23 protein-coding genes are annotated in these 23,327 nt (G+C 67.0%); 15 read left to right on the top strand and 8 right to left on the bottom strand.

Translation table 11 applies throughout. From position 1 onward, the window contains the following. Positions 1–93 precede the first annotated feature (93 nt). Positions 94–1,362, bottom strand: a complete 1,269-nt coding sequence (locus E5S69_RS26160; protein WP_171517360.1) for a polyhydroxyalkanoate depolymerase — start codon at positions 1,360–1,362, stop codon at positions 94–96. A gap of 307 nt (positions 1,363–1,669) precedes the next feature. Then, positions 1,670–2,866, bottom strand: a complete 1,197-nt coding sequence (locus E5S69_RS26155; protein WP_171517359.1) for an amino acid aminotransferase — start codon at positions 2,864–2,866, stop codon at positions 1,670–1,672. 172 nt (positions 2,867–3,038) lie between these two features. Between E5S69_RS26155 and uvrB the strand changes: the two genes are divergently transcribed. The 14 genes from uvrB (at position 3,039) to iscX (ending at position 14,636) form a co-directional block, all read left to right on the top strand. Continuing rightward, entirely contained in the window at positions 3,039–5,123 is a 2,085-nt protein-coding gene (gene uvrB, locus E5S69_RS26150; RefSeq protein WP_171517358.1) for an excinuclease ABC subunit UvrB, read from the top strand. Between the two features lie 87 nt (positions 5,124–5,210). Next, entirely contained in the window at positions 5,211–5,432 is a 222-nt protein-coding gene (locus E5S69_RS26145) for a hypothetical protein (protein WP_111519641.1), read from the top strand. 38 nt (positions 5,433–5,470) lie between these two features. Further along, the gene (locus E5S69_RS26140; RefSeq protein WP_171517357.1) at positions 5,471–5,713 is read left to right on the top strand and encodes a hypothetical protein; all 243 of its coding nucleotides are present in this window, start codon (positions 5,471–5,473) and stop codon (positions 5,711–5,713) included. Between the two features lie 85 nt (positions 5,714–5,798). Next, positions 5,799–6,287, top strand: coding sequence for a low molecular weight protein-tyrosine-phosphatase (locus E5S69_RS26135; RefSeq protein WP_171517356.1), 489 nt, complete (start codon positions 5,799–5,801; stop codon positions 6,285–6,287). Positions 6,288–6,368: 81 nt separating this feature from the next. Further along, positions 6,369–8,465 carry a site-specific recombinase gene (locus E5S69_RS26130; protein WP_171517355.1) on the top strand — a complete coding sequence of 699 codons (2,097 nt, stop codon included), beginning with the start codon at positions 6,369–6,371 and terminating at the stop codon, positions 8,463–8,465. A 117-nt stretch (positions 8,466–8,582) separates the two neighbouring features. Next, complete coding sequence (gene iscR, locus E5S69_RS26125) at positions 8,583–9,134, top strand: Fe-S cluster assembly transcriptional regulator IscR (protein ID WP_012352431.1); 552 nt, start codon at positions 8,583–8,585, stop codon at positions 9,132–9,134. Between the two features lie 50 nt (positions 9,135–9,184). Next, entirely contained in the window at positions 9,185–10,408 is a 1,224-nt protein-coding gene (locus E5S69_RS26120) for an IscS subfamily cysteine desulfurase (protein WP_336510616.1), read from the top strand. A gap of 64 nt (positions 10,409–10,472) precedes the next feature. Next, entirely contained in the window at positions 10,473–10,871 is a 399-nt protein-coding gene (gene iscU, locus E5S69_RS26115; protein ID WP_171517353.1) for a Fe-S cluster assembly scaffold IscU, read from the top strand. Between the two features lie 40 nt (positions 10,872–10,911). Further along, positions 10,912–11,232 carry an iron-sulfur cluster assembly protein IscA gene (gene iscA, locus E5S69_RS26110; protein WP_010809024.1) on the top strand — a complete coding sequence of 107 codons (321 nt, stop codon included), beginning with the start codon at positions 10,912–10,914 and terminating at the stop codon, positions 11,230–11,232. 24 nt (positions 11,233–11,256) lie between these two features. After that, the gene (locus E5S69_RS26105) at positions 11,257–11,481 is read left to right on the top strand and encodes a DUF3565 domain-containing protein (protein WP_171517352.1); all 225 of its coding nucleotides are present in this window, start codon (positions 11,257–11,259) and stop codon (positions 11,479–11,481) included. A gap of 55 nt (positions 11,482–11,536) precedes the next feature. After that, the gene (hscB, locus tag E5S69_RS26100; protein ID WP_171517351.1) at positions 11,537–12,055 is read left to right on the top strand and encodes a Fe-S protein assembly co-chaperone HscB; all 519 of its coding nucleotides are present in this window, start codon (positions 11,537–11,539) and stop codon (positions 12,053–12,055) included. A 107-nt stretch (positions 12,056–12,162) separates the two neighbouring features. After that, positions 12,163–14,028, top strand: coding sequence for a Fe-S protein assembly chaperone HscA (hscA, locus tag E5S69_RS26095; RefSeq protein WP_171517350.1), 1,866 nt, complete (start codon positions 12,163–12,165; stop codon positions 14,026–14,028). Positions 14,029–14,068: 40 nt separating this feature from the next. Next, entirely contained in the window at positions 14,069–14,407 is a 339-nt protein-coding gene (fdx, locus tag E5S69_RS26090; RefSeq protein WP_171517349.1) for an ISC system 2Fe-2S type ferredoxin, read from the top strand. 34 nt (positions 14,408–14,441) lie between these two features. Beyond that, complete coding sequence (gene iscX, locus E5S69_RS26085) at positions 14,442–14,636, top strand: Fe-S cluster assembly protein IscX (protein ID WP_013956121.1); 195 nt, start codon at positions 14,442–14,444, stop codon at positions 14,634–14,636. 44 nt (positions 14,637–14,680) lie between these two features. Here iscX and E5S69_RS26080 read toward each other — a convergent pair whose 3' ends face one another. The 4 genes from E5S69_RS26080 to prfB all read right to left on the bottom strand — a co-directional run bounded on the left by E5S69_RS26080 (position 14,681) and on the right by prfB (position 19,529). Beyond that, complete coding sequence (locus E5S69_RS26080) at positions 14,681–15,700, bottom strand: hypothetical protein (protein ID WP_171517348.1); 1,020 nt, start codon at positions 15,698–15,700, stop codon at positions 14,681–14,683. Positions 15,701–15,962: 262 nt separating this feature from the next. Next, positions 15,963–17,513: a lysine--tRNA ligase gene (gene lysS, locus E5S69_RS26075; RefSeq protein WP_171517347.1), complete on the bottom strand. Its 1,551-nt coding sequence runs from the start codon at positions 17,511–17,513 to the stop codon at positions 15,963–15,965. Between the two features lie 51 nt (positions 17,514–17,564). After that, positions 17,565–18,323: an SDR family oxidoreductase gene (locus tag E5S69_RS26070; protein ID WP_171517346.1), complete on the bottom strand. Its 759-nt coding sequence runs from the start codon at positions 18,321–18,323 to the stop codon at positions 17,565–17,567. Between the two features lie 101 nt (positions 18,324–18,424). Beyond that, positions 18,425–19,529, bottom strand: a protein-coding gene (gene prfB, locus E5S69_RS26065) for a peptide chain release factor 2 (protein ID WP_171517345.1) whose coding sequence is annotated in 2 segments (ribosomal slippage) — positions 18,425–19,447 and positions 19,449–19,529 — 1,104 coding nt in all. Because the reading frame shifts where the segments join, the coding sequence is not laid out codon by codon here. Positions 19,530–19,722: 193 nt separating this feature from the next. Between prfB and E5S69_RS26060 the strand changes: the two genes are divergently transcribed. Further along, positions 19,723–20,448: a peptidoglycan DD-metalloendopeptidase family protein gene (locus E5S69_RS26060; RefSeq protein WP_171517344.1), complete on the top strand. Its 726-nt coding sequence runs from the start codon at positions 19,723–19,725 to the stop codon at positions 20,446–20,448. 13 nt (positions 20,449–20,461) lie between these two features. On the opposite strand, the gene recJ is transcribed toward E5S69_RS26060, so the two are convergent. Both recJ and E5S69_RS26050 read right to left on the bottom strand, forming a co-directional pair. Further along, positions 20,462–22,159: a single-stranded-DNA-specific exonuclease RecJ gene (recJ, locus tag E5S69_RS26055; RefSeq protein WP_171517343.1), complete on the bottom strand. Its 1,698-nt coding sequence runs from the start codon at positions 22,157–22,159 to the stop codon at positions 20,462–20,464. A 36-nt stretch (positions 22,160–22,195) separates the two neighbouring features. Then, complete coding sequence (locus tag E5S69_RS26050; RefSeq protein WP_171517342.1) at positions 22,196–23,314, bottom strand: hypothetical protein; 1,119 nt, start codon at positions 23,312–23,314, stop codon at positions 22,196–22,198. Positions 23,315–23,327 lie beyond the last annotated feature (13 nt).

Raw genomic sequence — 23,327 nt, 5'->3', positions numbered from 1 at the left:
CTTCAGTTGCTCGTCGTGTCTCACCATGAAAAACACCCCAAGGTTGGATCGGCGTCCAACTCTTGGGGTGCAGTTCAGCGCGGGCGTTTTTTGTTACTTGCTGGCCGCGGCCACCGGAACCTCGTGGTACTTGCGGATGAAGTCGCGCAACTGCGGGTAGATGTCGTCGCGCCAGCGGCGTCCCGAGAAGATCCCGTAGTGGCCGCAACGCTCGGCGTTCAGGTGCTGCTTGCGGTTTTTCGGGATGCCGGCGCACAGGTCGTGCGCCGCGGCGGTCTGGCCCGCGCCGGAGATATCGTCCAGCTCGCCCTCGATGGTCATCAGCGCCGTGCTCTTGATGTCTTGCGGGCGCACCGGCTTGCCGTCGATGGCCCAGGTGCCGTTGGCCAGGCGGAATTCCTGGAACACCTCGCGGATGGTATCCAGGTAGTACTCGGCGGCCATGTCGAGCACCGCGTTGTATTCGTCGTAGAAACGCACGTGGGCCTCGGCGTCGTCGGCATCGCCCTCGACCAGGCTCAGGTAGTAGTCATAGTGCGACGACAGGTGCCGGTCCGGGTTCATCGCGACGAAGCCGGCATGCTGCAGGAAGCCCGGGTAGACGCGGCGGCCGTGGCCGGGGTAGTTGGCCGGCACGGTGTATATGACGTTGTTCTCGAACCACTCGTAGGACTTGTTGGTCGCCAGCGAGTTGACCGCGGTCGGGCTTTTGCGCGCATCGATCGGGCCGCCCATCATGGTCATGGTGCGCGGCGTCTTTTCGCCGGCCGACGCCATCAGCGAGATCGCGGCCAGCACCGGTACCGTCGGCTGGCACACCGAGATCACATGCAGGTTCTCGGCGCCGATATGGCGGATGAATTCCTGGATGTAGTAGATGTAGTCAGACAGGTGGAAGGCGCCTTCCTCGACCGGCACCATGCGCGCGTCGATCCAGTCGGTGACGTAGACCTTGTGGTCCTGCAGCAGCGTGCGCACCGTGTCGCGCAGCAGCGTGGCATGGTGGCCCGACAGCGGCGCGGCCACCAGCACCACGGGTTCGTCCTTGAGCAGCTTGATGGTCTCGGGGTCGTCGGCATAGCGCTTGAAGCGCAGCAGCTTGCAGAACGGCTTTTCCAGCACGGTCTGCTCGACGATGGGGATGTCGCGCCCGTTGGAGCGCACCGACTTGATGTCGAACGCCGGTTTTTCGTATTCCTTGCCGAGCCGGTACAGCAGTTCGTAGCCGGCGGCCAGGCGGGGTGCGCCAGGTACCAGCGACATCGGGCTGAGGGGGTTGGTGAAGGTCTTGGCGGTCGCCTGGGCCCACGCGGTCAGCGGGTGCAGGATCGAGCGCTGGAACTCATGCAGTTGATAGAGCATGCCGTTTTTGCCTGGTCTTACTGAGGATGCGTACCACCAAGTAACAATGTACTGACAATACACCTTGGATCGTGTGGCGCCGATTATGCCTGAATCGAACGACCGTGCTAACGATCTTGCTTTGCAGCATATACCTTAAAGTACTTCCGTATGCGCGGAACACAATAAGGCATAGGCCTGATTTTTTCGGTGACAACGTCCTACAACATCGCAAACAAATGCAAAAAGCGGCCGAAGCCGCTTTTTTGCTATGGCATTGTGATGCCCACGCCAGTTGCCGGCTGTTGCGGCACGGCAACCGGTGGTGTTACATCACGGCTGCGATCGCGTCGACCACCGCATCGATGTTGCGGCTGTTCAGCGCGGCCACGCAGATGCGGCCGGTGCCGACGGCGTAGATGCCGTGCTCGTTGCGCAGGCGGTCCACCTGGGCCGAGGTCAGGCCCGAGTACGAGAACATGCCGCGCTGGGCCTTGACGAAGGAGAAGTCGCCCGGCACGCCCTTGGCGGCCAGCTTGTCCACCAGCGCGTGGCGCATCAGCTTGATGCGGTCGCGCATCTCTGCCAGTTCTTCTTCCCACATGGCGCGCAGTTCCGGGCTGTTCAGCACGGTCGCGACCACGGTGCCGCCGTGGGTCGGCGGGTTGGAATAGTTGGTGCGGATCACGCGCTTGACCTGCGACATCACGCGCTGCGCTTCTTCCTTGCCGGTGGTGACGATCGACAGCGCGCCGACGCGTTCGCCGTACAGCGAGAAGCTCTTGGAGAACGAGCTCGACACGAAGAACGGCAGGCCGGAGTCCGCGAACAGGCGCACCGCGGCGCCATCGGCGTCGATGCCGTCGGCAAAGCCCTGGTAGGCCATGTCCAGGAACGGGATCAGGTTGCGTTCCTTGACCAGTTCGACCACCTGCTGCCACTGCGCGGGCGACAGGTCGACGCCGGTCGGGTTGTGGCAGCACGCGTGCAGCACGACGATGGTGTTGGCCGGGAACGACTTCAGCGACTCGACCATGCCGGCGAAATTCAGGCCGTGGCTGGGGGCGTCGTAATAGGCGTAGTTGACCACCGGGAAGCCGGCGGATTCAAACAGGGCGCGGTGGTTCTCCCAGCTCGGGTCGCTGATGGCGACCTTGGCGTCCGGGTACAGGCGCTTGAGGAAATCGGCGCCGATTTTCAGCGCGCCGGTGCCGCCAAGTGCCTGCGCCGTCACCACGCGGCCTTCCGTAATCAGCGGCGATTCCTTGCCGAACAGCAGCGTCTGCACCGCCTGGTCGTAGGCCGCGATGCCTTCGATTGGCAGGTAGCCGCGCGGGGTGGCCGTGGTCAGCCGGGCTTTTTCTGCCTCCTGGACGGCGCGCAGCAGCGGGATTTTCCCTTCGTCGGTGAAGTACACGCCAACGCCCAGGTTGACCTTGGTCGCGCGGGTGTCGGCATTGAAGGCTTCGTTGAGGCCCAGGATCGGGTCGCGCGGGGCCATCTCGACGGCAGAAAACAAACTCATTTGGAATCTCGTGGTCGGCTATGTGAAAAACGGAAGGCGTAGAATGCTCCGTACTGCGCTGGAGGCTGGCAGGCCCGGCCGCGCTCTTCTTGGCTTGAAGCGGGGGCTGACAACCCCAAGATTCTAGCGTAATCCGCCCGTTTTCCTCAGGTATTTCCCTAGTCACGCCCCTATGACGAACCTTGCCGAAGCCGCGCCGGCCCTGGACGAAGACAAATTCGTCACATTTCCCGGCTCCCCGTTCCAGCTGTACCAGCCGTTCCCGCCTGCCGGCGACCAGCCGGAGGCGATCCGGCAATTGGTGGAGGGCGTGGAAGACGGCCTGTCGTTCCAGACCTTGCTGGGCGTCACGGGTTCGGGCAAGACCTTTACCATGGCCAACGTGATCGCCCGCATGGGGCGGCCGGCCATCGTGTTCGCGCCCAACAAGACACTGGCGGCGCAGCTCTACGCGGAATTCCGGGAATTCTTCCCGCGCAATGCCGTGGAGTACTTCGTCAGCTACTACGACTATTACCAGCCCGAGGCCTACGTGCCGCAGCGTGACCTGTTCATCGAGAAGGACTCGTCGATCAACGAGCATATCGAGCAGATGCGGCTGTCGGCGACCAAGAGCCTGCTGGAGCGGCGCGACACCATCATCGTGGCGACCGTGTCGGCGATCTATGGTATCGGTAACCCGACCGAATACCACCAGATGATTCTCACGCTGCGGGCCGGCGACAAGATCAGCCAGCGCGACGTGATCGCGCGCCTGATCGCGATGCAGTACACCCGCAACGAGACCGACTTCCAGCGCGGCACGTTCCGCGTGCGCGGTGACACCATCGATATCTTCCCCGCAGAACACGCCGAGATGGCGGTGCGGCTGGAGATGTTCGACGACGAAGTCGAGTCGCTGCAGTTCTTCGACCCGCTGACGGGGCGGGTGCGGCAGAAGATCCCGCGCTTCACGGTCTACCCGTCGAGCCACTACGTGACCCCGCGTGAGACCGTGCTGCGCGCGATCGAGGCGATCAAGGCCGAATTGCGCGAACGGCTGGAGTTCTTCCACAAGGAAAACCGGCTGGTCGAGGCACAGCGGCTCGAGCAGCGCACCCGCTTCGACCTCGAGATGCTGTCCGAGCTGGGCTTCTGCAAGGGCATCGAGAACTACTCGCGGCACCTGTCGGGCGCGCGCCCCGGCGACCCGCCGCCGACGCTGGTCGACTACCTGCCGCCCGACGCGCTGATGTTCCTGGACGAGTCGCACGTGCTGATCGGCCAGCTCAACGGCATGTACAACGGCGACCGCGCGCGCAAGACCACGCTGGTGGAGTACGGCTTCCGGCTGCCGTCGGCGCTGGACAACCGCCCGCTCAAGTTCGACGAATTCGAGCGCAAGATGCGCCAGGTGATGTTTGTCTCGGCCACGCCGGCGCAGTTCGAGCAGGAGCATGCCGGGCAGGTGGTGGAGCAGGTGGTGCGTCCCACCGGCCTGGTCGATCCAATCATCATGGTGCGCCCCGCGACCACGCAGGTCGACGACCTGCTGTCCGAGATCCATGCCCGCGTCGAGGCTGGCGAGCGCGTGCTGGTGACCACGCTGACCAAGCGCATGGCCGAGCAGCTGACCGAGTTCCTGTCCGAAAACGGCGTCAAGGTGCGCTACCTGCACTCGGATATCGACACCGTCGAGCGCGTCGAGATCATCCGCGACCTGCGCCTGGGCACCTTCGACGTGCTGGTGGGCATTAACCTGCTGCGCGAGGGGCTGGATATTCCGGAGGTGTCGCTGGTGGCGATCCTCGATGCGGACAAGGAAGGCTTCCTGCGCGCCGAGCGCTCGCTGATCCAGACCATCGGCCGCGCCGCGCGCAATGTCAACGGCACCGCCATCCTGTACGCGGACCGCATGACCGACTCGATGAAGAAGGCCATCGGCGAGACCGAGCGCCGCCGCGCCAAGCAGATTGCCTTCAACGAAGCCAACGGCATCACGCCGCGGGGCGTGGTCAAGCGCATCAAGGACATTATCGACGGCGTCTACAACGTCAGCGACGCCAGGGCCGAGTTGCAGGCCGCGCAGGAGCAGGCCCGCTATGAGGAGATGAGCGAAAAGCAGGTCTCCAAGGAGATCAAGCGGCTGGAAAAGCTCATGCTCGACCATGCGCGCAACCTCGAGTTCGAACAGGCCGCGCAGGTGCGCGACCAGTTGGCCAAGCTCAAGGCGCAGGTGTTCGGCGCCAGCGGCGAGGGGGCGCTGCCACCTGCCTGATACGCCGCAACGCCTGGCGCGCTTCGCCTATAGTGAAATCCTCGGCGGCGCAGGGCAAAGGTGCAAGATCGCCGCGAAGGAGTCACGATGGAACGCCAGTTCGAATACGGCGGCTACGCGGTGGTGGTCACCGCGGTTCCGAATGCCGCCGGCGGCTTTGCCGCGCAGATGCGCATCGCCGACGCGTTCGGCGAGCCGACCGGCCCAAGCTTTGAAGCGATTGCCGGCGACGCGCCCACCCCGGAAGCTGCCATTGCCCTGGCGGAGGCCGGCGCCATGCGCGCCATCGACGCGGGCGAGGTCAGCTAGCCCGCCAGGCGGGCACCCATTTCCCGTGGAGAACCACGATGACCGACATCGGCGAATGGAAGAAGAAGGTCTATGAAACCCACGAAGTGCAAGTGCAGGTCAGGCAGCGTTCGCAGAGCGAATGGGCGTACACCGTGCGCGTCTGCCGTCCTGGCACCAACATCCGGGCCGCCGGCACGCTGACTGATGCCTCGCGCATCACCGACCACTACAAGTCGGCCGAGGCGGCGCAAGTGGCCGGGTTTGCGCATGGCGAGCGGCTGGCCAAGCAGCTCGCCTAGCGCCGCGAGCGGCGGCAAGAAGGGGGCGGGACGGCGCCGCAGGTAGAATCGCGCCTGCCATGCCACCTTGCCAAGCCTTGATCCGATGAAGCCATACGCCATCCTGATGTGTTGCATGGGGAATATCTGTCGTTCCCCCACGGCGGAGGGCGTGCTGCGCGCCAAGCTGGCCGCCGCGGGGCTGGCGCCGCTGGTGGAGCTGGATTCGGCCGGCACGCATGAATACCACCTCGGCCGCGCCCCCGATCCCCGCACCCAGCACCATGCCCTGCAGCGCGGCTATGACCTGTCCGCGCTGCGCGCGCGCAAGGTGGGCGTGCCGGACTTCGACCGCTTTGACCTGATCCTGGCGATGGATCGCGAGAATCTCGCCGGCCTGCTGCGACTGCGCCCGGATGCCGGCGACAAGGTACGGCTGCTGATGAGCTTCGCCACCCGCCACCACGCCGACGAGGTCCCGGACCCGTATTACGGCGAAGGCGATGGCTTCGAACGCGTGCTCGACTACATCGAAGATGCCTGCGACGGCCTGGTCGCCGAACTGCGCCAGCGCCTGCAGCCTCCGGCCGGCTGATCCGGCCCGCTGCACAGTCTTCCCTGGCCTCTCCGCGGCGTCATGCGCCCGCGGCCGGCGGCCCGACCCCGACGAGAATCCATGCTTCGCAAACTCTTCCGCAAGTGGCGCGAGTCGCGCAATGCCAGCCTGCAGCTCGACGCCATCCTGGCCGCGGCCGATCCGCAGGCGCCGCTGGCCGAGCGCAACGGCTGGCTGATCGAACTGGCCTTCTGGATCCGGCGCGACGGCGGCCTCGGCGCCGATGCCGACAGCCACGAAGACGGCGCGCCGCGCCGCCATCCGGAACTGGTCCGCCTGCGCTACCTGCTGCAGGTGCTGGAGCGGCATCCGGACTGGGCCGCGCGCTTTGCGCAGACGGTGCGCAGCCTGGTGCGCGAGAACGACCCCACTGGCCTGTTCTGCGATACCGGCGTGGCGCAGCATCCCGGCTTCGTCAGCGAGATGGTGAGCCGGCTGCAGAGCCGCTTCCTGCCGCCGCCGCCCAACCGCAGCGACATGGCCGCGCTGTTTGCGCTGGTGTTCGTCGGCGACGGCGATGCCGACTGGGTCGAGGCCATCGACGATGCGCTGATGGCGCGGCTGGCACGCGTGCTGGACGCCGGCCACGCCGATGGGGCGACGACGGGGCTGGCGCGCCAGCGCGAGGCGCTGGGCCAGACCCTGGCCACCAGCATCGCGGTGCTGGTCAGCCAGGTGCGCGCCACCGGCCTGAGCCAGGCGATCCGCTCGCGGCTGGCGGGGCGTGTCGAGGACACGCCGTTCTTCCGCCTGGACGAGGCCGTCCAGGCGCTGCGCGAGGATGGCCTGCGCCGCGACGACCACAGCTTCGGGCACCGCCTTAACTATTTCCGCGGACTGCTGGATGGCTGCCACGCCGCCGCCCGCCACGTGTACGAAGATCTGGAGGAAAACGGCGTGTCGGTCGAGGTGGTATTCCAGATCGAGCGCATGAAGGTGCAGCTCAGCCGCATCGAGCTGCTGCTGGCGGCGTGGGTAGAGCCTGGCCGACCCGGCATGCCGGCGCACCTGGTGGCCGAGCTGATCCGCTCGACGCAGGCCCGGCGCAGCATTGCGCATCTGGCCGGGACCTCGTTCGCGCAACTGGCGCGCAAGGTGGTGGAGCGCTCGGCCGAGACCGGCGAGCACTACATCACGCGCGACCGCCGGGAATATGCCGAGCTGGTGCGCGCCGCGGCAGGCGGTGGCCTGGTCTCGGTGGTCACGGTGTACCTGAAGTTCCTGATCTACGGGCTGCACCTGGACAAGTTCAGTGAAGGCCTGCTGGCCTCGGTCAACTACGCCGGCAGCTTCCTGGTCATCCATTTCGCGCACTTCACGCTGGCGACCAAGCAGCCGGCCATGACCGGGCCCGCGCTGGCGCACCGGCTCGATGGCGCCGGGCGGCCGGAAGGGCGCGAGATCTTCGTCGACGATACCGTCGCCATGATCCGCTCCAATGCGGCGGCCATTGTCGGCAACCTGGCGGTGGTGTTCCCCGTGGCGCTGGGCGTCCAGTGGCTGGCGCACAGGGTGCTGGGGATCAACCTGATCACGCCGGCCAAGGCCATTGCCACCATCGAATCCTTCTCGATCCTGGGCCCGACGCCGCTCTACGCTGCCTTCACCGGCGTGCTGTTGTGGTTGTCCAGCCTGTTCGCGGGCTGGGCCGACAACTGGTTCGCGCTGCACCGCGTGCATGACGTGATGGCCTACCACCGCCGCCTGCAATATGTGCTCGGCGCGCGCGGCGCCACGCGCGTGGCGGACTTCTGGAAACGCAACCTATCGGGCATCGTTGCCAACGTGTCGCTGGGTTTGCTGCTGGGCCTGGGGCCCGAGATCCTCAGTTTTTTCGGCCCGCATATGGAAGTGCGCCATGTGACGCTGTCGACCGGGTCGGTCGGCGCCGCGATCGGCGTGCTCGGGTGGGATGCGCTGCGTATGCCAACGCTATGGCTGGCGGTCGCGGGGATCGCGCTGATGGGGATGCTGAATGTAGCGGTCAGCTTCGCGCTCGCGTTCAATATGGCGCTGCGGTCACGCAATTTGCGGCGTGTCGATCGCGCCGAACTGAGCGCGGCCGTGCGGCGGCGCATCCTGAAACAGCCGCTGTCGCTGCTGGTGCCGCCGCGTGCGGCACCGCCGCAGGCGGCTGCGGGCGGGCGCCAGGCCTGAGCGCGCGGTGGTGCGGTGCGGCAGGGGTAGTTGACTGAATTAGTCGGGTACCTTTATACTTGACGGAAACGATCAAGTATTAGCTTCACCCCCACGTTTCACCCACAGCCCTGCACCATGAGACTGACCACCAAAGGCCGCTTCGCGGTCACTGCGATGATCGACCTGGCCATGCGCCAGGACCAGGGGCCGGTCACGCTTGCCGGCATCAGCCAGCGGCAGAAGATCTCGCTGTCGTACCTGGAGCAGCTGTTCGGCAAGCTGCGCCGGCATGAGATCGTCGAAAGCGTGCGCGGCCCGGGCGGCGGCTACAGCCTGGCGCGCAAGGCCGAGGACGTCACCGTGGCGGACATCATCATTGCCGTGGACGAGCCGCTGGATGCCACCCAGTGTGGTGGCAAGGGCAATTGTAACGGAGATGACGGCTCCGGGCGCTGCATGACCCACGAACTGTGGGCCACACTCAACCAGAAGATGGTCGAGTACCTGGACTCCGTTTCCCTCAAGAACCTGGTGGACCAGCAGCGCGAGCGCCAGCCCGCCGTGCTGCACGACATGCGCGAAGACGCCGCGCAGCCGGTCGCCGCCGCGCGCGGCAAGGCCGACAAGCAGGAAAAGCCGGTCCGGGCCAGAATGGTGAATTCAGTTTTCAGCCTGGCGCAATCCTGAGCGTACGGGCAAGACAGCAAGACAGATCAGCGGTCCCTTACAAGGCAGTCATAACGATGAGCACCCCACATTTCCCCATCTACATGGATTACTCGGCCACCACGCCGGTGGACCCGCGCGTGGCGGACAAGATGATTCCGTACCTGCGCGAGCAGTTCGGCAATCCCGCCTCGCGCAGCCATGCGTACGGCTGGGAAGCGGAGCGCGCGGTGGAAGAGGCGCGTGAACAGGTGGCCGCACTGGTCGGCGCCGACCCGCGCGAGATCGTGTGGACCTCGGGGGCGACCGAGTCGGACAACCTCGCGATCAAGGGCGCCGCGAACTTCTATTCGGGCAAGGGCAAGCACATCATCACCGTGAAGACCGAGCACAAGGCCGTGCTCGACACCACGCGCGAACTGGAGCGCCAGGGCTTTGAAGTGACCTACCTGGACGTGAAGGACAACGGCCTGCTCGACATGGACGTGTTCAAGCAGGCGCTGCGCCCGGACACCATCCTGGTGTCGGTGATGCTGGTCAACAACGAGATCGGTGTGATCCAGGACGTCGAGCAGATTGGCGAGATTTGCCGCGAGAAGGGCATCATCTTCCATTGCGACGCTGCGCAGGCGACCGGCAAGGTGGTGATCGACCTGAACCAGCTGAAGTGCGACCTGATGTCGTTCTCGGCCCACAAGACCTATGGCCCCAAGGGCATCGGCGCGCTGTATGTGCGCCGCAAGCCGCGCGTGCGCATCGAGGCGCAGATGCACGGCGGCGGCCATGAGCGCGGCATGCGCTCGGGCACGCTGGCCACGCACCAGATCGTCGGCATGGGCGAAGCCTTCCGCATTGCGCGCGAAGAGATGGCCACGGAAAACGAGCGCATCCGCATGCTGCGCGATCGCCTGTGGAACGGCCTCTCGACCATGGAAGAGGTCTACCTGAACGGCGACCTGGAACAGCGCGTGCCGCACAACCTGAACGTCAGCTTCAATTTCGTCGAAGGCGAGTCGCTGATCATGGCGATCAAGGACGTGGCGGTATCGTCCGGCTCGGCCTGCACCTCGGCCTCGCTGGAGCCGTCGTACGTGCTGCGCGCGCTGGGCCGCAATGATGAACTGGCGCACAGCTCGATCCGCTTCACGGTCGGCCGCTTCACTACCGAGCAGGAAATCGACTACACCGTCGAACTGCTCAAGGGCAAGATCGGCAAGCTGCGCGACCTGTCGCCGCTGTGGGAAATGTTCAAGGACGGCGTCGACCTGAATTCGATCCAGTGGGCCGCGCACTAAGCCCCTGCCGGATCCAGCCAAAACAACAGCAAGACCCCCGAAAGCTACGCAAGAGGTAAGCCAAATGTCATACAGCACGAAGGTTCTCGACCACTATGAAAACCCCCGCAACGTCGGTTCGTTCGACAAGAACGACGACGCGATCGGCACCGGCATGGTCGGCGCCCCGGCTTGCGGCGACGTGATGAAGCTGCAGATCAAGGTCAACGAGGCTGGCGTGATCGAAGACGCCAAGTTCAAGACCTATGGCTGCGGCTCGGCCATCGCTTCGTCGTCGCTGGTGACCGAATGGGTCAAGGGCAAGACCGTGGACCAGGCGCTGGAGATCAAGAACACCCAGATCGCCGAGGAACTGGCGCTGCCGCCGGTGAAGATCCACTGCTCGATCCTGGCCGAAGACGCCATCAAGGCCGCCGTCGAAGACTACAAGAAGAAGCACGGCGCCGAGCAGAAGGCCGCCTGATCTTGCGCACTGACCACGGCATCGACGAAGGAACGGAACGATGATCACCATGACCGAGAAGGCCGCCAAGCATGTGGCGCGCTACCTGGAACGCCGCGGCAAAGGCGTGGGCCTGCGCCTGGGCGTGAAGACCACCGGCTGCTCGGGCCTGGCCTACAAGCTGGAATACGTGGACGAGCTGCTGCCGGAAGACGCGGTGTTCGAATCGCACGGCATCAAGGTCATCGTCGACGCCAAGAGCCTGCCGTATATCGACGGCACCGAACTCGACTACGCGCGCGAGGGGTTGAACGAAGGGTTCCGCTTCAACAACCCCAACGTCAAGGACGAGTGCGGCTGCGGCGAGTCGTTCACGGTCTGACGCACGCTGACGCGGGCCGGTCCGGTGGAGCGCAGCATCGTCGGCTTTCGCCGGGACGAGGAAGGCCACTGGGTGGCTGAACTCGACTGCGGCCATGGCCAGCATGTGCGGCACGATCCGCCCTGGCAATCCAGGCCGTGGACGCAGAGCGAGGAAGGCCGCGCCGCCATGATCGGCACGCGGGTGAATTGCCTGAAGTGCGACCGCAACGAGCCGCCGGCCGAGTGGGCCAGCCAGCCGGCGCGGTAGCGGCGGCAGCACGGACGAAGGGCGGCGCGGCCGCTCTTTTTTCTTGGGGAAGCAGTTGAAAGACGATTTTTTTGCGCTGTTCGGCCTGCCGGAGCAGTACGGCGTCGACGAAGCCGCGCTGGACGCGGCCTACCGGACCGTACAGTCGCAGGCGCATCCGGACCGCTTCGCCCAGGCCGGCGATGCCGAGCGCCGCGTGGCGATGCAGTGGGCCGCGCATGCCAATGAAGCCTACCGCACCCTGCGCCAGCCGCTGCGGCGCGCGACCTACCTGCTGAAGCTGCGTGGCGTCGACGTGCAGGCGGAGAACAACACCGCCATGTCGCCGGCGTTCCTGATGCAGCAGATGGAATGGCGCGAGGCACTGCAGGACGCGGTGCAAGCGCGCGCGGTCGACCGGCTCGACGCGTTGCTGCGCGAACTGCGCCAGGAAAAACGCGAGCGCCACGCGGCGCTCGGCGCGCTGCTGGATGCCGGCGACAACGACGCGGCCGGCGGCGCGGTGCGGCAACTGATGTTTATCGAGAAGATCGAGCACGATACCAGCGAGGCCATCGACCGGCTGGAAGACTGACCGGCAAGACCGCCGGGGCCATGACACAATGGCGCCCGGCGCGAAAACCGCCCCCATGCCGCCCCGCATGGCGGTTTCCCTGCCGTACAAGACCGCGAAGAAATACCATGGCACTGCTTCAGATTTCCGAACCCGGCATGTCGCCGGCGCCCCACCAACGCCGCCTGGCCGTCGGCATCGACCTCGGTACCACCAACTCGCTGGTGGCCGCGGTGCGCAGCAGCATTCCCGAAGTGCTGGCCGACGAGCGCGGCCGCGCGCTGCTGCCCTCGGTCGTGCGCTACCTGCCGGACCGTACCGCCCATATCGGCTACCGGGCCCAGGAAGAAGCGGTGCGCGATCCCAAGAACACCATCGTCTCGGTCAAGCGCTTCATGGGCCGCGGCCTGCGCGACGTCGCCAATATCGAGCACAGCCCGTATGACTTTGTCGATGCGCCGGGCATGCTGCAGATCAAGACCGCCGCCGGCGTAAAGAGCCCGGTGGAGATCTCGGCCGAGATCCTGGCCACGCTGCGCCAGCGCGCTGAAGATACGCTGGGCGACGACCTGGTCGGCGCCGTCATCACGGTGCCGGCTTACTTCGACGAAGCCCAGCGCCAGGCGACCAAGGACGCCGCGCGCCTGGCCGGCCTGGAAGTGCTGCGCCTGCTCAACGAGCCCACCGCCGCGGCGATTGCCTACGGCCTGGACAACGCCTCGGAAGGCATCTACGCGGTCTATGACCTGGGCGGCGGCACCTTCGATATCTCGGTGCTCAAGCTGACGCAGGGCGTGTTCGAGGTGCTGGCTACCGGCGGCGACTCGGCCCTGGGCGGCGATGACTTCGACCAGCGCCTGCTGTGCTGGATCGTCGAGCAGGCCAGCCTGCAGCCGCTCTCGGCGCAGGACATGCGCCTGCTGATGGTGCGCGCGCGCGCGGCCAAGGAAGCGCTGTCGGAAAGCGACAGCACCGTGATCGACGCCGTGCTGGAGTCCGGCGAGATCGTCCACCTGACGCTGACTGTCGAGATCTTCGACCAGATCACCGCGCACCTGGTGCAGAAGACCCTGGCGCCGGTGCGCAAGGCGCTGCGCGACGCGGGCGTCGGCCCCGGCGAGGTCAAGGGCGTGGTGCTGGTGGGCGGCGCCACGCGCATGCCGTCGATCCGCAAGGCGGTGGGCGACTATTTCGGCCAGACCCCGCTGACCAACCTCGACCCCGACCGCGTGGTGGCCCTGGGCGCGGCGATGCAGGCCAACCTGCTGGCCGGCAACCATGCCCCGGGCGAAGACTGGCTGCTGCTCGACGTGATCCCGCTGTCGCTGGGCGTGGAGACCATGGGCGGCCTGGTCGAGAAGATCATCCCGCGCAACAGCACCATCCCGGTGGCGCGCGCGCAGGAGTTCACCACCTTCAAGGACGGCCAGACCGCGATGGCGATCCACGTGCTGCAGGGCGAGCGCGAGCTGGCCAGCGACTGCCGCTCGCTGGCGCGCTTCGAGCTGCGCGGCATCCCGCCGATGGTGGCGGGCGCGGCGCGCATCCGCGTGACCTACCAGGTCGACGCCGACGGCCTGCTATCGGTGACCGCGCGCGAGACCCATTCGGGCGTGGAAGCCTCGGTCACGGTCAAGCCGTCGTACGGCCTGGCCGACGACGATATCGCGCGCATGCTGCAGGACAGCTTCCGCGAGGCCGAGCACGACATGAAGAGCCGCGCGCTGGCCGAAGAGCGCGTGGAAGCCGACCGGCTGGTCGAGGCCACGCAGCGCGCGCTGGAAACCGATGGCGACCTGCTCTCGGCGGAGGAGCGCAGCGAGGTCGAGGCGCTGATGGCATCGGTGCGCGAGGTTGCCGCCGGCGAGGACCATCACGCTATCCACGCCGCGGTGGAAAAGCTGTCGCACGGTACCGACGAATTCGCTGCCCGCCGCATGGACCGCTCGATCAGGAGCGCGCTGGCCGGGCGCAAGGTGCAGGAGCTGGGCTGATCACAGGGCCCGCACCGACATACAGACATCAGGACACCACATGCCACAGATCGTTGTTTTGCCCCACGTTGAATACTGCCCGGAAGGGACGGTGATCGAAGCCGAGAAAGGCGTCAGCGTCTGCGACGCGCTGCTCTCGCACGGCATCGAGATCGAGCATGCGTGCGAGAAATCGTGCGCCTGCACCACTTGCCACGTGATCGTGCGCGAGGGCTTCAATTCGCTCAACGAGGCCGAGGAGAAGGAGGAAGACCTGCTCGACAAGGCCTGGGGGCTGGAGCCGAACTCGCGCCTGTCGTGCCAGGCCATCGTCGATCAGGAAGACCTGACCATCGAGATCCCGAAGTACACCATCAACCACGCCAAGGAAGGCCACTGAGCGGCCCGGCAGACCTCAGCGGAGAATAACCAACATGAAGTGGACCGATACCTACGACATCGCGGCAGCCCTGTACGACAAGTATCCCGATGTGGATCCCATGTCGGTGCGATTCACCGACCTGCGGCGCTGGGTGCTGGAGCTCGATGGTTTCGCCGATGTGCCTGAGCGCTCCGGCGAGAAGATCCTGGAGGCGATCCAGGCCGCCTGGATCGAGGAATCCCAATAAGACTGGACAGTGCTCAAACAGGCCGGCTTTGCCGGCCTGTTTGCTTAGAAGCGGTAGCCGACGCCCGCCAGGATCACGTCGGTATCGCGGTCGTAGCCGGTCACGCTGCGGTTCCATGTCAGCCGCGTCAGCCAGTGGTCGCCGAGCCGGTAGCTGGCCGACATTGACATCAGGCCCGACCAGCGCGACGGCGGGCTGGCCGCGCCCAGGCCTTTCTGGCTCAGGTCGACCGCATAGTACGGACCCACTCCGACCCCCAGTGTCAGCTTGTCGTGGAAGAACGCACGCGTGAGCCACGCCTGCGCGGCCACGCCGTTGCGGCGCAGCGCCGCATTCTCGCCCTCGTTGATGTAGCTGAGCGTGCCGTCCACGTAGCGCCAGAGCCCGCGCCGGTATTCCACTGCCTTGGCGAAAGAGGTCTGGGAATCGAAGCTGTTGACGATGGTTTCGCCAAGAAACACCGTCAGCTCGTTTTGCGTGACATTGCCGGCCCGGCCAGGCGGTGGCACCACCGGCCCGCCGCGGTCACCGCGATCGAGCTGGTAGCCGACGCCCAGCAGCAGCGTGTTGGTCTTGATGCTCGACGGCGTCTGCGCGCGGTTATAGCGCGCCTGCAGCATCCAGGGGCCGCCGTTCACGTACCAGGTTGCCGCGGCGCTCAGCAACGCACCCCAGCCGTGCTGGTTGTCGTAGGTGCCGTCGAAGCGCTGGTCGGTGGTATCGAAATAGCGGTAAGGACCGGCGCCGACGGCCAGCGTCAGCCTGCGGTCCAGGGCCAGGTAGCGCCACCACAGCTGGACGCTGTGGCCGTCGCGGTGATGGTTGGTGACATGGCCTTCATTCAGGTAGGTGAAGGTCGCGTACCAGTTCTCGCCCAGGTTGTGCTGGTAAGCGTAGGCGTAGCCGTAGCTGCGCTCGCCGGGGGACTCCGTCGACTGCAGGCCGCCGAGCAGAAGCAATTCCTGCCCGTGCGCCGCGGGGGGCAGCAGGGCCAGCAGTAATCCACCGGCCAGGGGGAGAAGCCGTTGCCAGATCCTGCGGATACTGCGAAGGGCGGGCTGCATGGTATGGACTCCGGTCCATGGGGCGCACCAGGATCATAGCAAAGCAGCCATGAGAAAGGCCGGCGACAAGCCGGCCTTGTTGTTACGGCACATTAGGCGTGCCGGTGCTGGGCAAGGCCGGTTATCCCGTGACCCGCGCGCCATTCTCCCTATGTACGCGCGGCCCCGCCTGCACACCAGGGTTCTGCTCTCCCACTCCCGCTTGCGGGGGAAGGGAGCAAACCGACGGCGTTGATCAGGCCCGGTTTGCCGTGCTGTCGGCTCAGTCTTCCCGGCGCAGGTGCGGGAAGAGGATGACGTCGCGGATATTCGGGCTGTCCGTCAGCAGCATCACCAGCCGGTCGATGCCGATGCCGCAACCACCCGTCGGCGGCATGCCGTACTCCAGCGCGCGGATGTAGTCGGCGTCGAAGTACATCGCTTCCTCGTCGCCGGCGTCTTTCTGCTCGACCTGCTTGCGGAAGCGGTCGGCCTGGTCCTCGGCGTCGTTCAGCTCCGAGAAGCCGTTGGCGATCTCGCGGCCGGTGATGAACAGCTCGAAGCGCTCGGTGATGCCCGGCACCGTGTCCGAAGCGCGCGCCAGCGGCGAGACCTCGACCGGGTAATCGACGATAAAGGTCGGCTCCCACAGCTGGCTTTCGGCGGTTTCCTCGAACAGCACCAGCTGCAGCGTGCCCAGCCCGGCGTTGAGGAATTGCGGCGCACTGGTGTTGACGCCGAACTTCTTCAGCTCGGTACGCAGGAACTCGGCATCGGCCAGTTGCGCGTCGGTGTACTGCGGCGCGAACTTCTGGATCGCCTGGCAGATGGTGAGGCGGTGGAATGGCTTGGACAGGTCCAGCTCGCGCTCCTGGTACGTCAGCACGGCGCTACCGCGCGCGTCGATCGCGGCCTTGCGGATCAGGTCCTCGGTGAAGTCCATCAGCCAGCGGTAGTCCGTGTAGGCCGCGTAGAACTCCATCATGGTGAACTCGGGGTTGTGGCGCGGGCTTACCCCCTCGTTGCGGAAGTTGCGGTTGATCTCGAACACGCGCTCGAAGCCGCCGACGACCAGGCGCTTCAGGTACAGCTCGGGCGCGATGCGCAGGAACATCTGCATGTCCAGCGCGTTGTGGTGCGTGATGAAGGGCTTGGCCGCGGCGCCGCCCGGAATCGGGTGCAGCATCGGCGTTTCCACTTCCATGAAGCCGGCGTCGGCCATATGGCGGCGCAGCGACGAGATCGCATTGGTGCGCGCGCGGAAGGTGTTGCGTGTTTCCGGCGAGACGATCAGGTCGACATAGCGCTGGCGGTACTTCATTTCCTGGTCGGCCAGGCCGTGGAACTTGTCCGGCAGCGGGCGCAGCGACTTGGACAGCAGGCGCAGCTCGCGCACCTGCACCGACAGCTCGCCCTTGTTGGTGCGGAACAGCTCGCCGCGGGCGCTGACGATGTCGCCCAGGTCCCAGTGCTTGAAGGCGGCGTAGACCTCTTCGCCGACCTTGTCGCGGGTGATGTAGAACTGGATCTGGCCGCTGCCGTCCTGCACCGTGGCAAAGCTGGCCTTGCCCATCACGCGCTTGAGCATCATGCGCCCGGCGATGGCGACCTCGACCGGCGCAGCCTCGAGCGTGGCCTGCTCGGTGTCGGCGTACTGGGCCTGCAGCGCGGCGGCCTGGTGGGTGGGGCGGAAATCGTTGGGGAAGGCCACGCCTTGCTGGCGCAGCGCGCCCAGTTTCTCGCGCCGCTCCGCGATGATCTTGTTTTCGTCGACGGCGGGGGTGTCTGCGGCGGCGGCCTTGGTCTGGGCCTGGGCGCGGTTCGGTTCGGTCATGGTGTCTTGTGGGGTCGCGCGCAGCGGGCTGCGCGCGGGTTCAGTATGGCTTCAGTAATTGCGGAGATCGTCCAGTTCGGTGCTGCCGAAATCCGGGCGGTGCAGGTAGGCGACGATGCGGCCGGCGGTTTCCTCGGCCGACGCCAGCTGCTGGTTGGCCTTGAGTTCGCGGAAGCGCTGCACCTGGGCGAAGTCGGCATTGCGGATGGTGGCCTGCATGCCGGTATCGATCACGCCCGGCGCCAGCGCCACCGCGCGCGCGGTGCGCGGCGCCTCGGACTGGGCGTACTCGGCGTTGACCGAGCGCATGAACATGTCGAGCCCGGCCTTGCCGGCGCAATACGCGCTCCAGCCTTCGATCGGGCGGCGCGCCGCGCCGGAAGAGATCGCCAGCACCTTGCGCGGGCAGCCGAACTTCTCGGTGCGCTCCAGGAACGCAGCGGTCATCGTCATCGGCGCCGCCAGGTTGGTCAGCAGGTGCGGCACCAGCGTCTTTTCCTGCAGGCTCGCGACCGGCCCGATCGGCTCGACCACGCCCGCGTTCAGGATCAGCGTGGCACTGGTGGGCGGCAGGTCGAGCGTGTCGAGCACGCTGGCGAGCCAGCTCGCCGCAGGGCCCGCCTGCGACAGGTCCTGCAGGTGCCAGGCCACCGGCACGCCGCTGAGCGTGGCAATGCGTTCCAGCTCGGTGTTGCGGCTGCGCGCCACGCAGATCAGGCGGTTGCCCGGCACGAGCAGGGCGTTGGTCAGTGCCGCGCCCAGCCCGCGCGAGGCGCCGGTGATGATGTACAGGTGATTGGCTTCGCTCATGGTGCCCCGGTCGAGAAGGCCGTCGTGCCGGCAAGGCGCGGGCGGCGGTACAGCGATGGATGGGTGGCTGTGCCGCCGCCGGCCCGGCGGCGGGTACGGTCTTAGAGTCCCTGCTTGAGGCTGGCCTCGATGAACGGGTCCAGGTCGCCGTCCAGCACCTTCTGGGTGTTGGACATTTCCACGTTGGTGCGCAAGTCCTTGATGCGGCTCTGGTCCAGCACGTAGGAGCGGATCTGGTGGCCCCAGCCCACGTCGGTCTTGCCGGCCTCGAGCTTGTCGGCCTCGGCCTGGCGCTTGCGCATCTCGTGCTCGTACAGGCGCGATTTCAGCATCGACATGGCCTCGGCGCGGTTGCGGTGCTGCGAGCGGTCGTTCTGGCACTGCACCACGATCCCGGTCGGGATATGCGTGATCCGCACCGCCGAGTCGGTCTTGTTGATGTGCTGGCCGCCCGCGCCCGAAGCGCGGTAGGTATCCACGCGCAGGTCCGCCGGGTTGATCTCGACCTCGAATGAATCGTCCACCTCGGGATAGACGAACACCGACGAAAACGAGGTATGGCGCCCGCCCGACGAATCGAACGGCGACTTGCGCACCAGGCGGTGCACGCCGGTTTCGGTGCGCAGGTAGCCAAAGGCGTATTCGCCCTCGATCTTGATGGTCGCGCTCTTGATGCCGGCGACGTCGCCTTCGGACTCTTCCAGCACCTCGGCCTTGAAGCCCTTGCGCTCGCAGTACTTCAGGTACTGGCGCAGCAGCATCGAGGCCCAGTCGCACGCTTCGGTGCCGCCAGCGCCGGCCTGGATGTCGATAAAGGCGTTGGCCTGGTCCATCTCGCCGGCGAACATGCGGCGGAATTCCATGTCGGCCACCACCGCCTCGAAGCCCTTGACGTCGGTCTCGATCGACTCGAGGGTCTCGTCGTCGCCTTCTTCCCTGGCGAGCTCGAACAGCTCTTCCGCACCGACAAGGTCATCGGTGAGCTTGCCCAGGACGCCGACCACGCCCTCGAGCATCTTCTTTTCCTTGCCGAGGTCCTGGGCCCGCTTGGGGTTGTTCCAGACGTCGGGGTCTTCCAGCAGGCCGTTGACTTCGTCCAGCCTTCCTACTTTGACATCGTAGTCAAAGATACCCCCGTAGATCTTCCGTCCGGGAACGGAGATCGGAGATGGCACCGGAGATGGCGTTGAGGCGTTCTGCTTCCATGATGTTCCTGCGCTTCGAAAACCTCGAATTATAGCGGATCGGCGCGGCAGATCGGGGGCTTGCCGGCCGCCGCGGCGGCGGCGCGAACCGAACGGAACCGCGGCCGCGCGGTCTATCCGGCGGTGCCGGGCGGCGCACCCGGCGATAATACGGGTCGCAAGCCGCCCCCGGCACAGACCACGAACAGGGACGCATGACGAAAACCAGACATGACATCGAGCCAGGCCGGCGCCGCGCGCTGGGCCTGCTGCTGGCCGCCGCCACGGCGGCGCTCACGGCCGGCTGCGGCACCACGGGCGGCCCCGTGCCGGACGGCTACTACCGCGTCGAGCGCGGCGACACGCTGTATTCGATCGCGCGCAAGCATCGCCGCAGCGTGCGCGACCTGACCCGCTGGAACAGCGACATCACCAGCCCCAGCCAGATCGAGGTGGGCCAGCTGATCCGGGTGCGGCCGCCGGGCGGTGCGTCAGGCGGCGCCGCGGCGTCGACGGGCACCGGCCAGGGCGTGACCGATACCCCGCGCGTCGACAGCGGCTCGGCGTCCCGGCCGCCCGCGAGCAGCATCCGCCTGCAATGGCCGGCCGACGGCCGCGTCACCGCCGGCTTCTCGCCGCCGGCCAGCAAGGGCCTGAGCATCGCGGTGCCGGCCAACGGCACGGTGCGCGCCGCCGCCGCCGGACGCGCTATCCATGTCGGCAACTTGCGCGGCTACGGCATGCTGGTGATCGTCAAGCACAACGACGACTGGCTCACCGTGTACGGCAACCTGGACCAGCCGCTGGTCACCGAGGGCGCGCAGGTTTCGGCGGGGCAGGATGTGGGCCGCATGGGCGCGAGCCCCAGCGAGCTGCATTTCGAAGTGCGCGGCAACGGCAAGCCGGTGAATCCGGCCACCTACCTGCCGTCGCGCGGCTGAGCCCGCGGGCGTCCTACTGCGCGTGCTCGATCACCAGCTGCACGCGGGTGACGCCGTTGAAGGTGTTGTTGTCGAGCCGGTAGGCCACCTGCGCGCTGGCGCCGAGCGAGTCGGCGTGGTTGAACCAGATCGCATCGAAGCGCTGGCTGCCGCGCCCCAGCTGCAGCTTCAGGTGCTTGCCCTTGAGCACGCTCTGGCGCAGCACGTCGAACTCGCCGCAGAAGGTCGGCGCCGGGAAGCCCTGGCCCCACACCTGCTGCTCCAGCAGGGTGACGAACTCCGGGCTGAAGCACTGGTCCTCGATATCGCCGTCGGTCTCGATCACGCGCGCTAGCTGGTCGTCGGTCAGCCATTCGCGGCCGACCGCCTCGAAGGCCTCCTGAAATTCGGCAAAGCGCTCGGCGCGCACGGTCAGCCCCGCCGCCATGGCGTGGCCGCCGAATTTCAACAGCATGCCCGGATGGCGCTTGGACACCAGGTCGAGCGCGTCGCGCAGGTGGAAGCCGGGGATCGAGCGGCCCGAACCCTTGACCGTGGTCTCGTCGCCGGGCGCAAAGGTGATGGTGGGGCGGTGGAACTTGTCCTTCAGCCGCGATGCCACGATGCCGATCACGCCCTGGTGCCAGGTATCGTTGAACACGCTGACCGTGAAGCGCGCCGACGGATCCGGTCCGGCCAGCGGCTGCTCCAGGATCTGCAGCGCCTCCTGCTGCATGCCGGCCTCGATGTCGCGCCGCTCGCGGTTCATGCTGTCGAGCTCCTGGGCGATTTCCCAGGCGCGGTTGGCATCGTCGGTCAGCAGGCATTCGATGCCCAGCGACATGTCGGCGAGCCGGCCGGCCGCATTCAGGCGCGGACCCAGCCCGAAACCCAGGTCGAAAGTATTGGCCCGCGCGGCCTCGCGCCCGGCGGCGCGGAACAACGCGGCCACGCCCGGCTGCATGCGTCCGGCGCGCATGCGGCGCAGGCCCTGCGCCACCAGGATGCGGTTGTTGGTGTCCAGCTTGACCACGTCGGCCACGGTGCCGAGCGCCACCAGGTCCAGCAGCGTCTGCAGCGGCGGCTGGGTCTGCTGGGTGTAGACGCCACGGCGGCGCAGTTCGGCGCGCAGCGCCAGCAGCACGTAGAACATCACGCCCACGCCCGCCAGGTTCTTGCTGGGGAACTCGCAGCCAGGCTGGTTCGGGTTGACGATCACCGCGGCCTGCGGCAGCTCCGCGCCCGGCAGGTGGTGGTCGGTCACCACCACGTCGATGCCCAGCGCATTGGCCGCTGCCACGCCGTCGACGCTGGCGATGCCGTTGTCGACCGTGACGATCACGTCCGGCTGCTGCCTGGCCGCCAGCGCGACGATCTCCGGCGTCAGGCCGTAGCCGTACTCGAAGCGATTCGGCACGATGTACTCGACCCGCGCGCCCAGCATGCGCAGCCCACGCACGCCCACCGCGCAGGCGGTGGCCCCGTCGCAGTCATAGTCGGCGACGATCAGCAGGCGCTTGCCGGCGGCGATGGCGTCGGCCAGGTAGGCCGCCGCGTGGTCGATGCCCTTCATGGCCGCCGGTGGCACCAGTTCGGGCAGGTCGGTGGCGAGTTCGGCGGCGCGGGCCACGCCGCGCGCGGCCAGGATGCGCGCCAGCGTCGGGTGCAGGCCGGAGGCGGCCAGCGAGCTGGCGTGTTCGGAAGAATATTGGCGGATGGCGATCCGGGTCATGGGCGGCGCGGCAGTGTGTGGTGGGAAGCGATGGCTTCAGGCGGCAAAGGCGAGGTCGGACAGCAGCGCGCGCCAGTCGCCGCGCTGGCCCATGCCGCGCCAGAACTTGCGCAGGTCGGCACGCCGCACGGTGAACTCGGCAAAGTGGTTCTCGCCGGCCAGCACCAGCGTGATGGCGCCGATGCGGCCGTCCGCCAGCGCTGCCAGCGCCGGGCCGAACCAGTCGGCATCGAGCGCATGCATGCGGTCCAGCCACAGTCCCCAGTCTTCAGCGATATGCGCTTCCGTGGCCCCGTCCAGCATGGCCATCACGGTGCCTTCGGCCCCGGCCGCGCCCGCCAGGCCCGCCGGCGCCGGCAGCACGCGGCTGCCGGCGGCCAGCGCCAGGCCGCTCAGGAAAGGGTCATTGCTCAGCACCGTGTCGGCCAGCCGCGGCACCGGCTGCAGCGCGCCGCCGCCATACAGCCAGACCGAGTTGACTGGCACCTCGCCGGCGGCCTCGCGGGCCTGGTTGACGCGGTGGTCAAACCAGGTCATCTGGATTTCGTTCTGCAGCCGGCGCCAGTCGCGCGCGCGCTCGCCGGCCTGCATCCAGATGTCGATATTGCGGCCCGCCGCGCGCAGCGGCGTGGTGGCTTCGAGCGGGCCGAACACGGCCTCGGGCAGGTACCAGCGCTGCGGGCACGGCGTCTCCAGCGCGATGCCCGATTCCTGCAGCAGCGCGTCGATCGCGCTGCGCAGCGCGGTGGCTTCCTCCGGCCGCAGCCCCAGCTGGCCCGGCGGCATCAGCACCAGGTGGTCGCGCGCGGCATGGATATGCACCGGCTGCAGGCAGGCCCAGGACTGGCCGTCGGCGGCGGCCGGGATGTCATGGGTCGCGCCACCGCTGTCCGCCAGCCGCATATAGGGCGCCAACGGCACCCGCATCGTGTCCAGTCCGGCCTTGCCGGCCAGCCAGCGCTCTTGCGGCAGGCTGCGCAGGAACGGGTCGTCGTGCCGCTCGCGCGGGCCGGGCGCGGCCCGGGTCAGCAACTTTCCGAGCGCCGGCAGCTCCAATTGCCGCAGCAGCGCGCCGGGAACGACGTCGTCGCGGCCATCGTCGCCGGCGCCGGGCGGGACGGAAAAGGGCACAATCAGGGTCAGGTGCGTCATCATGGTGGCGAGATTG

It is taken from the genome of Cupriavidus necator (assembly GCF_013141915.1).
Classification (GTDB): Bacteria; Pseudomonadota; Gammaproteobacteria; order Burkholderiales; family Burkholderiaceae; genus Cupriavidus; species Cupriavidus necator_B.
Note: the sequence above shows the minus strand (reverse complement) of the source record. Positions and strands in the feature narration are given on the sequence as shown.